Source organism: Streptomyces sp. S3(2020) (genome assembly GCF_013044505.1).
GTDB lineage: Bacteria > Actinomycetota > Actinomycetes > Streptomycetales > Streptomycetaceae > Streptomyces.
In genome coordinates this window covers 1-10380 of record NZ_JABERD010000282.1, presented here as the reverse complement: position 1 = coordinate 10380, position 10380 = coordinate 1, and the positions used below count along the sequence as shown (strand labels likewise).

The 10380-nt window shown below is 67.5% G+C and carries 9 protein-coding genes; 6 read left to right on the top strand and 3 right to left on the bottom strand.

Translation table 11 applies throughout. The annotated features are described in order from the left end of the window. Positions 1-72: 72 nt before the first annotated feature. From HLK59_RS44590 to HLK59_RS44575, 4 genes are all read left to right on the top strand, one after another. Positions 73-252 (top strand): hypothetical protein, encoded by a 180-nt coding sequence (locus HLK59_RS44590; protein WP_171147388.1) that lies wholly within the window; start codon positions 73-75, stop codon positions 250-252. Positions 253-351: 99 nt separating this feature from the next. Beyond that, positions 352-795, top strand: coding sequence for a BlaI/MecI/CopY family transcriptional regulator (locus HLK59_RS44585; RefSeq protein WP_346779965.1), 444 nt, complete (start codon positions 352-354; stop codon positions 793-795). Positions 796-804: 9 nt separating this feature from the next. Beyond that, positions 805-1353: an amino-acid N-acetyltransferase gene (locus tag HLK59_RS44580; RefSeq protein ID WP_171147386.1), complete on the top strand. Its 549-nt coding sequence runs from the start codon at positions 805-807 to the stop codon at positions 1351-1353. 225 nt (positions 1354-1578) lie between these two features. Next, the gene (locus HLK59_RS44575) at positions 1579-1914 is read left to right on the top strand and encodes an Lsr2 family protein (RefSeq protein ID WP_171147385.1); all 336 of its coding nucleotides are present in this window, start codon (positions 1579-1581) and stop codon (positions 1912-1914) included. A 9-nt stretch (positions 1915-1923) separates the two neighbouring features. Here the strand turns inward: HLK59_RS44575 and HLK59_RS44570 are convergent, their stop codons facing one another. Next, entirely contained in the window at positions 1924-2649 is a 726-nt protein-coding gene (locus HLK59_RS44570; RefSeq protein WP_171147384.1) for an SCO3374 family protein, read from the bottom strand. 430 nt (positions 2650-3079) lie between these two features. On the opposite strand from HLK59_RS44570, the gene HLK59_RS44565 reads away from it, so the two are divergent. Beyond that, positions 3080-5605, top strand: a complete 2526-nt coding sequence (locus HLK59_RS44565; RefSeq protein WP_171147383.1) for an ATP-dependent Clp protease ATP-binding subunit — start codon at positions 3080-3082, stop codon at positions 5603-5605. A gap of 61 nt (positions 5606-5666) precedes the next feature. On the opposite strand, the gene HLK59_RS44560 is transcribed toward HLK59_RS44565, so the two are convergent. Both HLK59_RS44560 and HLK59_RS44555 read right to left on the bottom strand, forming a co-directional pair. Continuing rightward, a complete protein-coding gene (locus HLK59_RS44560) occupies positions 5667-8699 on the bottom strand; it encodes an NACHT domain-containing protein (RefSeq protein ID WP_171147382.1) in 3033 nt (1010 codons plus the stop codon). A gap of 61 nt (positions 8700-8760) precedes the next feature. Next, positions 8761-9357, bottom strand: coding sequence for an HAD family acid phosphatase (locus HLK59_RS44555; protein ID WP_171147381.1), 597 nt, complete (start codon positions 9355-9357; stop codon positions 8761-8763). Between the two features lie 450 nt (positions 9358-9807). Between HLK59_RS44555 and HLK59_RS44550 the strand changes: the two genes are divergently transcribed. Further along, complete coding sequence (locus HLK59_RS44550; RefSeq protein ID WP_171147380.1) at positions 9808-10362, top strand: M23 family metallopeptidase; 555 nt, start codon at positions 9808-9810, stop codon at positions 10360-10362. Positions 10363-10380: the final 18 nt, after the last annotated feature.

Genomic DNA, 10380 nt, shown 5'->3' with positions numbered 1-10380 from the left:
CGCGCGGGCTGTCCCCGGGCCCGCACGCACCCCCGGCCCCGCCCGCGTCCGGCCCGTGGCTACCCTGGACGCATGGACTACGTCTCCGCGCTCGTGCCCCCGGTCGTCATGGCCGTGCTCTTCATCGGCGTGATCAGGGTGATCGTCAAGACCCAGGGCGGGGCCAACAAGGCCAAGGAGGACGCGGCCGTCGACGCCGCCCTCGCGCGCGTGGAGGGCACCAAGCAGTCCTCCGCGCACAGCGACGCCTGAGCGTTCGGGCCCACCAGACCCTCACCGGCGTACGACTCGCAATTGTTTTCCGAGTCGTACGCCCTTTTTGTTCCCGTTCTCCCACTATTGTGCTGAGCTGTGCCTCGCCCATTGGGAGAACTCGAAGACGCGGTCATGACGCGGGTGTGGAAGTGGAACCGCCCGGTGACCGTTCGAGAAGTCCTGGAAGACCTTCAACAGGAACGGTCCATCGCCTACACCACGGTGATGACCGTTTTGGACAATCTCCATCAGAAGGGCTGGGTGCGCCGGGAGGCCGAAGGACGGGCCTATCGATATGAAGCCGTCTCCACCCGGGCCGCCTACGCCGCGGCGCTGATGAACGACGCCTGGTCGCAGAGTGACAACCCCGCCGCCGCTCTCGTCGCGTTCTTCGGCATGATGAGCGAGGAACAGCGGCACTCGCTGCGGGACGCCGTACGCATCGTCCAAGGACCGGAAACCGTCGAAGCCCCACGGGATACCGCTGTCGAAACCGGCGGCGAGAACCCCGGCGCGGCGCCGGAGGGCGACGGGCGATAGCGTCCGCACATGTCAGCAGAGAGCTCGTCCGCGGGCAGTCCCGAAGTCAGCGCAAAAGCCATCACGGTCCGGCGGGCCCGCACCAGCGATGTCCCGGCCGTACGCGGTCTCCTCGACGAGTACGTCCGCGCCCGCATCCTGCTCGACAAAGCCACCGTGACGCTTTACGAGGACATCCAGGAGTTCTGGGTCGCCGAACGCGATGACAACGGCGAGGTGGTCGGCTGCGGCGCACTGCACGTCATGTGGGAAGACCTCGCCGAAGTGCGCACTCTCGCCGTGAAGCTCGGGCTGAAGGGCGCCGGTGTCGGCCATCAGTTGCTGGAGAAGTTGCTGCACACCGCGCGCTGGCTCGGTGTTCGCCGGGTTTTCTGTCTGACCTTCGAAGTGGACTTCTTCGGCAAGCACGGCTTCGTCGAGATCGGCGAGACTCCCGTCGACACCGATGTCTACACGGAGCTGCTGCGTTCCTATGACGAGGGCGTCGCGGAGTTCCTCGGTCTCGAACGAGTGAAACCGAACACCTTGGGCAACAGCCGGATGCTTCTGCATCTGTGATCGTCACGCCCTATTCCACGGGACGGCCCTGCCCAGGTTCCCTATGTCCGAAACGCGCATGTTTCCGGACCAGGAGTGGCCAGTCTGTCTCTCCCAGGGGTTTGTGTTTTTCCATCAAAAGCGGTTTGCTTTCCGACGTACTGCAGTACTGCATATAACAGGGGGCGGCGAAACGGCGGACGCCGCAGACCCCAGTCCCTCAAGTTATCGATGAAAGGAAATCCGGTGGCACAGAAGGTTCAGGTCCTTCTTGTCGACGACCTCGACGGCGGCGAGGCGGACGAGACCGTGACGTTCGCGCTGGACGGCAAGACGTACGAGATCGATCTCACGACTGCCAATGCGGACAAGCTCCGTGGCCTTCTCGACCCTTACGTGAAGGGCGGTCGTCGTACCGGAGGCCGCGCCGCGGGCGGTCGCGGAAAGGCGCGCGCCACTTCCGGCGGCAGCCAGGACACCGCGCAGATCCGTGCGTGGGCGAAGGAGAACGGTCTTGAGGTCAATGACCGCGGCCGTGTTCCCGCGTCCATCCGTGAGGCCTACGAAAAGGCCAACGCCTGAGCGCGACTCTTATGAAGAGGCGGGCGGCTGAGCGTACGCGCGCAGCCGCAGACGGTGGCACCACGTCGCCAGCGTGGCCAGCAGCCTTACGAGATCGGGGGCGCCCCCACCGCCCCCCAAGGCCGACAGCGTCGGCAGCGAGGTCTCGACCTCGCACCCCGGCACGGGGGGCCGCAGCCACACGGCGGCCCCCTGCAAGGCACCGGAGCGGCCCGCGGGAAGCGGTCGTGGCCCGGTAGGGCCCGGCTCGGGAAGACACCGCGCGGCACCGGACCCGGGCGCGAGAGGACGTCGTACGACCGCGGCGGACCCCTGCTCGGGAAGAAGCCGTACGACCTCGGCGGGCGCCCCCGGTCCAGGGGGCAGCGGTGCGTCCATCGCCCCGCCCTCGCCGATCGCCGCCAGATCCAGCGGCAGCGCGCCCCACTCCAGCCAGTCCAGCACTCCGGGCACCTCGTCCGCGCTGCCCGCGGCCAGCAGCAGCCGCATCCGGTCGCCCCGCACGGCCACCGGGGAGCCCGGCGCCAGATGGCGCAGGCCGGCCCGGCCCGCCTCCAGCGGCACGTCCAGGACGTCGAAGCGCGGGCCCACGACAAGTCGCGGCGGAGAACCCGGGGACCCGGGCACCGTCGGCCAGCCCAGTTCGTTCTCGTACCACCGGCGGACCTGATCGCTCGACTCGAGCGGCCGACGGGGAGAGGGGACCGTGGTGACCGGGGGGACTGTGCCAACCATGCCAAGCGCAACCTCCGGAAGGGCGCCCGAGTTACGCTGGGTGTTCCCGTGATAGCGCAGAGTCTCGAAAGAGAGGGCATTCGGGGGTGTGGCGTGGCGCAAGGTTGTTCGCCCGTAGCGGAGGGAACCGGTGCGCTCGGCATGGAGTGTCAGTCCCAGCGGGTAAGACATCCCTAGTGGGAGGGGGCGACACGCAGGACAGGACGTCTCACGTTCGCCATCGGCGTACTGGAGGTAGGGGTAACTGTCTGGCCTGCGGGAACATCGTCTCGCACCATCGGGTTGGAGCAGATGTCGGCGTTCGGGGTCAGGAGGCCATCGACGGTGTCGGCAGTTGGAATGAGCGGTCCCCGCTTGCGGGACTAAGCTGCGGAAGGACAGGGAGGGGAAGTTCCCCCCACTGCCTGACCGCTCTGAGGAGCGATTAACGATGTTCGAGAGGTTCACCGACCGCGCGCGGCGGGTTGTCGTCCTGGCTCAGGAAGAAGCCCGGATGCTCAACCACAACTACATCGGCACCGAGCACATCCTCCTGGGCCTGATCCATGAGGGTGAGGGTGTCGCCGCCAAGGCCCTTGAGAGCCTCGGGATTTCGCTCGAGGCGGTCCGCCAGCAGGTGGAGGAGATCATCGGTCAGGGCCAGCAGGCCCCGTCCGGGCACATCCCCTTCACCCCCCGTGCCAAGAAGGTCCTGGAGCTGTCGCTCCGCGAGGCCCTCCAGCTCGGCCACAACTACATCGGCACCGAGCACATCCTGCTCGGCCTGATCCGCGAGGGCGAGGGCGTCGCCGCCCAGGTCCTCGTCAAGCTGGGCGCCGATCTCAACCGGGTGCGGCAGCAGGTCATCCAGCTGCTCTCCGGCTACCAGGGCAAGGAGACCGCCACCGCCGGCGGGCCTGCCGAGGGCACCCCCTCGACGTCCCTGGTCCTCGACCAGTTCGGCCGGAACCTCACCCAGGCCGCTCGTGAGTCCAAGCTCGACCCGGTCATCGGGCGCGAGAAGGAGATCGAGCGGGTCATGCAGGTGCTGTCCCGCCGCACCAAGAACAACCCGGTCCTGATCGGTGAGCCCGGCGTCGGCAAGACCGCCGTCGTCGAGGGCCTCGCGCAGGCCATCGTCAAGGGCGAGGTGCCCGAGACCCTCAAGGACAAGCACCTCTACACCCTCGACCTCGGCGCCCTGGTCGCCGGCTCCCGCTACCGCGGTGACTTCGAGGAGCGCCTGAAGAAGGTGCTCAAGGAGATCCGCACCCGCGGCGACATCATCCTGTTCATCGACGAGCTCCACACGCTGGTCGGTGCGGGTGCCGCCGAGGGCGCCATCGACGCGGCCTCCATCCTGAAGCCGATGCTGGCCCGTGGTGAGCTCCAGACCATCGGTGCGACGACTCTGGACGAGTACCGCAAGCACCTTGAGAAGGACGCGGCCCTCGAGCGCCGCTTCCAGCCGATCCAGGTGGCGGAGCCTTCCCTCCCCCACACGATCGAGATCCTCAAGGGTCTGCGTGACCGCTACGAGGCCCACCACCGCGTCTCGATCACGGACGAGGCCCTCGTCCAGGCCGCGACCCTGGCCGACCGGTACATCTCGGACCGCTTCCTCCCGGACAAGGCGATCGACCTGATCGACGAGGCCGGCTCCCGGATGCGCATCCGCCGGATGACCGCGCCGCCGGACCTCCGCGAGTTCGACGAGAAGATCGCCGGCGTCCGCCGCGACAAGGAGTCCGCGATCGACTCGCAGGACTTCGAGAAGGCCGCTTCCCTCCGCGACAAGGAGAAGCAGCTGCTCGCCGCGAAGGCCAAGCGCGAGAAGGAGTGGAAGGCCGGCGACATGGACGTCGTCGCCGAGGTCGACGGCGAGCTGATCGCCGAGGTCCTCGCGACCGCCACCGGCATCCCGGTCTTCAAGCTGACCGAGGAGGAGTCCTCGCGTCTGCTGCGCATGGAGGACGAGCTCCACAAGCGGGTCATCGGCCAGGTCGACGCCGTCAAGGCGCTGTCGAAGGCGATCCGCCGTACGCGTGCGGGCCTCAAGGACCCCAAGCGTCCCGGTGGTTCGTTCATCTTCGCCGGCCCGTCCGGTGTCGGTAAGACGGAACTCTCCAAGGCTCTGGCCGAGTTCCTCTTCGGTGACGAGGACGCGCTGATCTCCCTCGACATGTCGGAGTTCAGCGAGAAGCACACGGTCTCGCGTCTCTTCGGTTCGCCCCCCGGCTACGTGGGCTACGAAGAGGGCGGCCAGCTGACGGAGAAGGTCCGCCGCAAGCCGTTCTCCGTCGTCCTCTTCGACGAGGTCGAGAAGGCCCACCCGGACATCTTCAACTCGCTGCTCCAGATCCTGGAGGACGGTCGGCTGACCGACTCCCAGGGCCGGGTCGTGGACTTCAAGAACACGGTCATCATCATGACGACCAACCTCGGCACCCGGGACATCTCCAAGGGCTTCAACCTGGGCTTCGCGGCCTCCGGTGACAAGAAGTCCAACTACGAGCGCATGAAGAACAAGGTCTCGGACGAGCTCAAGCAGCACTTCCGGCCCGAGTTCCTCAACCGCGTCGACGACGTGGTCGTCTTCCCGCAGCTGACGCAGGAGGACATCCTGCGGATCGTCGACCTGATGGTCGGCAAGGTCGACGAGCGCCTCAAGGACCGGGACATGGGCATCGAGCTCTCCCAGTCCGCCAAGGAGCTGCTGTCCAAGAAGGGTTACGACCCGGTGCTGGGTGCGCGTCCGCTGCGTCGCACCATCCAGCGCGAGATCGAGGACACCCTCTCCGAGAAGATCCTCTTCGGTGAGCTGCGTCCCGGTCACATCGTGGTCGTCGACACGGAGGGCGAGGGCGAGACCCAGACCTTCACCTTCCGGGGCGAGGAGAAGTCGGCACTGCCGGACGTTCCGCCGATCGAGCAGGCGGCTGGTGGGGCTGGGCCGAATCTGAGCAAGGACGCGTAGCCCTTCGGGGATTGCGCGGAGAAGGGGCCGGTGCCTTTGGGCGCCGGTCCCTTTCGTTTGTTCAGCGTGCCTCGACGTTGATTTCCACGTTGGGGAAGAGGCCGGCGTAGAGGGTGGCGGAGAGGGGTTCGTCGGGGCGGCCATGAAGTGATACCGAGCGGAGGTTGGGGAGGCGTGGGACCAAGGGGGAGAGGTCCTCGGCGCCGTGCAGGTTGAGGACTTGCAGAGACCCGATGCCGGGGAGTTCGGGCATGGCCTCGATGGAGTGGGGGAAGTCCCGGATGATCGCCGCGTTCAGAGAGAGGTGTTCCAATTCGGGCAACTCGGTGACCGCGTTCCAGTCAGTGACCGACAGTTCGGTGCTCAACAGACCGAGGCTCAGGGTGCGCAGACCGGACCAGTGCTGGAGGCCGCGCAGGCCGGTTGTATCCGTGCTGTTCCGGCCCAGGAGGAGGGACCCCAGCGGCGCGTCGAGCGGCAGGGCGTCTCCCAGGTGGGCGCCGGGTAGTTCCTGGTTGACGGAGAGAGAACGAACGGACCGCAATGACCGCAGTCCCGTCAGGTCCTCGATGAAGCTGAAATTGAGATGGTCGAGGGTGGACAGCAGATCCACGCCGACCAGAGTCGGGCAGTCGTGCACGGCCATCCGCGTGAGCGAGCTGAAGGGCAGCAGGGCACTCAGATCGGTGAGCAAAGGGTTGTCCCAGAAGCTCAGAAACGTCATGGCTTCCGGCGCATGAAGGCAAGCCAAGATGTCCTCGACTGCGTGCGCTCCTTGAAAGACCACGTCGAACCAGGGACGCATCCGAGCAAGAGCCTTGCGTTGTTCGGCCGACTCGCAAGTGATGAAGAGATTCCTGCGGTCCAGCCGGTCCAGAACTTCCTTGGCATACTCGTCGGTGTGGAACCGCGCCCATGTCCCTACGAGTTGGCGCCGCACCTTGATGTCAGGATGCTCCCGGAACCGTCGCAGAATCGCCAGCGCCCCCTCTGGCTCCTCCCCGCCGAGCCGCGACGCGGTGACTGTGACGCCGAGGGCCTCCTCGTCCGTCAGCCCCTCCGGCCCCGGCAGCAGCTCCAGCACCAGAGGGCCCGCCTCCGCCAGAACCTTCGCATCCTCTGTCGTACGCGGCGGAATCAGCCCAGTCGTCCGCGACTCGACCGCCGAACGCACCGCCGGATCCAGAGCGGTCGCGTGCTCCAGGCATGCCAGCGCCAGCAGCGTCAGCCGAGGGGTGTCTTTGGACAGCAACTGCCGTAGCAAGGAAGCTCGTTCCCTCGGCCTCGCATGGGCCACCGCCAGGCGGATCACGTCCTCCCACTGGGTGTCATCCGCGTGGCTGAGCAGGACGTCCAGGTGGCCCTCCTCCACGGCGTACCGCGCCCCCAGGTAGTCCTGGAACGTCCGGTGGACGAAGTCCACGACGCCGTGCGCCGGTTGGCGGAGCAGGCCGCTGCGTAGGAGGAGGGAGCGGAGTACGCCCGGCGCATCCCCGGCGACCGCGATCGACGGCAGGCAGCGTTCCACGATGCCCTCCGCCGTCTCGGTGTCCATCTCCGTGCGGCCGCTCAACACCAGCGCGTAGGCGAGGCGTTGCAGCACCTCCAACTGCGCCTCCTCGCCCAACTCGGCCGTCGACGACATACCCCGTTCCAGGTCCCGGCGGGTCAGCAGCATCGTCAAGGCCGCGTCGTACAACTCCTTGCGCCCCGTCGGGAGATAGCCCCGCCGTTCTCGGTGCAGCGCGCAGATCAGGCCGCACATCAGGGGGTTCGTGGCGAGGCGGGCCAGGTCGCGTTTGGTGCGGAGGGAGTCCAGCAGGGGGCCCTCGTGCTCCGGGGCCTCGGCTGCCGTGTGCCAGCGGTGGACGAAGGTGGCGACCTCGGAGCGGCGCATCGGGGCCAGGAGAAGTTCGTGGAAGCCCTCCGGTGACAGCCAGTCGGGGCGGACCGCCGTCGGGCGGGAGGTGAGGAGCCAGCGGTTGCCCGGGAAGGCGTGGATCAGGGCGAGGAGCCAGTCGCGGGTGTGGGTGCGGTCGGGGGCCGGGATCTCGTCCAGGCCGTCCACGAGGATCAGGCCCCGGCCGGCCGTCAGGACGTGTTCGGTCCAGCCGGCGGGGGGAGTCAGGGGGCAGCTCACGGCGGACAAGAAGCTCTCTACCGGGGGCAGAGCGCCCGCGCGGATCAGGGTGCGCAGGGGGAGGACGTACGGGATCCGTACTCCTTCCCGTGCCGCCGTCACCGCCAGCCATTGGACCAGTGTCGTCTTGCCCGAACCCGCGTCGCCGCGGAGCAGGACGCGGTCGTGGGCCAGGAGGGCTTCCTCGGCGGGGAGTTGGACGGTCACCGGGCCGGAGGGGTGTTCCTCGGGGAGGGTCCGGTCCTCTGTCGTCGTCGCCTCCAGGCTCAGGTACGCCACCTCCAGGGGCCAGCGGTCCGGGGAGTCGCGGAGGTCGATGCCGTAGATGGTGATGTGGTTGTGGCGGTCGGCGATGTGGCGGAGGTAGCGCTGTTCGAAGAGGCGGTACTCGGCACCCGGGCGAGGGGTCCGGGACAGCAACTCGTCGATCTTCGCGATCAGTTCGGCCTGATATCTGCTCTGTTCGACCAGCGTGCGGGCCACGAACGTCGAGCGGCGGGTGAAGAACTCCAGGATCTGGAGGCAGGCCCACTCGGTCGCGGAGTCCAGGAAGTAGTCCGCGTCGCGGGAGAGGGTGGTGGCGGCGGGGGCTTGGGCGCGTAGTTTCCTGGCCAGTTCGCGGTGGCCCAGGCGTACGGCCTGGATGTCATCCATGTCCAGGTCGCCGAGTGCGAGGAGGCGGGCGGTCATGGCCTCGACGACCGCGGGGTGCTCGTCGGCGGGGAAGGGCGGTTCGCCCGGGGAGTCGATCGCCGAGTCCACGATACGGCGGGCCAGGGCGCGGACTTCCCTCTCGCCCAGGACGCGCTTCTCGCCCCGGAAGGAGACCAGGGCGGACAGGCGTACCGGCTTGTCGACCAGGCCCGCCCCCGGGGCGTTTGGCCTGAAGAGCTTCCGTACCAGGGAGGCCATCAGGCTCGACGCCAGCTTGCTGCCCAGTACCGACGGGTCCATCCGCCTCACCCCCGTGATCGCGCGAACGAGGGTGAGGCTACCCGGAGTCGGGTGGGAGGAGTCAGGACAGCTGGCCGTCGTAGTCCGGGAGCTTGTACGTCTTCTCGGCGTGGCCGCCCGAGAGGTCGGTGGCGCTGTTGCCGATGTTCGCGATGATCGTGTAGCCCTTGTTCTCGATGGCGACGCGCTGGGCGGTCTTGTAGACGGCGACGTCCTTGAAGAGGTCGATGAAGCCGCGGACGTAGAGGCCGGAGACGTCGTAGCCGACGTGCTTGAGGTTGTAGTCGGTGACCGAGTAGATGATCCCGGGGCGGGCCGTCACGAAGAAGAGGGATACGCCGTGGTCCTGGGCGTACTCCGCCACGTCCAGGACCGGCTCGTTGGCCGGCTGGGGGTAGCTGAAGCCGAAGTCGGTCTCCAGGGTGGTGTTGTCGATGTCGAAGACGATGGCCTGCTTCTCGCCCGGCTTGACGGCGGCGATCCGCTGCTTCAGGTACGGCAGCGCCTGGTCCATGACCGTCTGGCAGTCCTGCTGCCAGGTGGCGTAGTCGACGTCTTCGGTGGTCGCGGCCTGGGCCGGGGCCGCCAGCGACACGAGGGCCGCGGTGGAGACGGCGGTGACGGCCATGCGGCGCACCAAGGGGCGTCGGTTCGTCATCTGTGGGGGGTCCTCTCACGTCAGTAACGCTGCCGTTGTCGGGTGCATGCTCGTCTGCGTGGGTGGCGCGAGGGGAACCGTAAGGTTACTGGGGGGTAAGTGCCAAGAGGTGTGCATCACATGGTTTTGGGATCGGGGGCGCGACGATCTCGGCGGCCGGTGACATGACGCACAGGCGATTTGTCCGCTACTAGGGCGAATAGTGGAAAGTCAGAATTGGGCAAAAAGGACTTTCGCCCCGGAACTCCTGAGCGAGTTCTGTCGTCCTGGGTGGATTCATTCCCGATAGGGGCTCTGTCAAGGAGTGGGAAGTTTTGGGGTGAAGTACTAGCTTCCGTCGTAGAACGGCGGTTTGGGGCTTCTGGGGCCTCGGGGTTACCAAGGGATGCCCCATCCGGCGGCGGCTTGTGCGCCGGGTGGTTTTTCTGTCCCCGTCCCCATGAGGTTCCGATGTCCCAGCGCGTTACGCCCCGTTCTTCCCGTATGTCCCTGCTCCGCACCCGCGCCGCCGTGGTGGCCGTCGGTCTGGGGGCCTCGGCCGTGCTGGGGACCGGGGTCGCGGCGGCCGCGGAGACCGGCAAGACAGTCTCCTGGGTCGACCCGGTGAAGAAGTACAAGCTCAGCGCGAGCTTCGCGCAGTCCGGTGCCCTGTGGCAGTCCACCCACAGCGGGCAGGACTTCGCCGTGGCCAGCGGTACCCAGGTCTTCGCCACCCACGGCGGGACCGTCGTCAAGGCCGGCGGCAACGGTGCCGGTGACGGATCGGCGTACGGCAATGCCATCGTCATCAAGCACGCCAACAAGACCTACTCGCAGTACGCCCACCTCTCGCGCATCGACGTGAAGGTCGGCCAGGTCGTCAAGACCGGTCAGCGCATCGCCCTGTCCGGCAACACGGGCAACTCCAGCGGCCCGCACCTGCACTTCGAGATCCGTACGACCGCCAACTACGGTTCGGCGATCGACCCCGTCGCCTTCCTGCGCGCCAAGGGCGTGACGGTCTAAGGCGGGTCCGGGGCGGGG

Excerpts from the sequence above, each read along its gene's own strand:
- HLK59_RS44565 (WP_171147383.1), top strand. The coding sequence starts at position 3,080 with ATGTTCGAGAGGTTCACCGACCGCGCGCGGCGGGTTGTCGTCCTGGCT.
- HLK59_RS44580 (WP_171147386.1), top strand. The coding sequence starts at position 805 with ATGTCAGCAGAGAGCTCGTCCGCGGGCAGTCCCGAAGTCAGCGCAAAA.
- HLK59_RS44555 (WP_171147381.1), bottom strand. The coding sequence starts at position 9,357 with ATGACGAACCGACGCCCCTTGGTGCGCCGCATGGCCGTCACCGCCGTC.
- HLK59_RS44550 (WP_171147380.1), top strand. The coding sequence starts at position 9,808 with ATGTCCCAGCGCGTTACGCCCCGTTCTTCCCGTATGTCCCTGCTCCGC.
- HLK59_RS44590 (WP_171147388.1), top strand. The coding sequence starts at position 73 with ATGGACTACGTCTCCGCGCTCGTGCCCCCGGTCGTCATGGCCGTGCTC.
- HLK59_RS44560 (WP_171147382.1), bottom strand. The coding sequence starts at position 8,699 with ATGGACCCGTCGGTACTGGGCAGCAAGCTGGCGTCGAGCCTGATGGCC.
- HLK59_RS44570 (WP_171147384.1), bottom strand. The coding sequence starts at position 2,649 with ATGGTTGGCACAGTCCCCCCGGTCACCACGGTCCCCTCTCCCCGTCGG.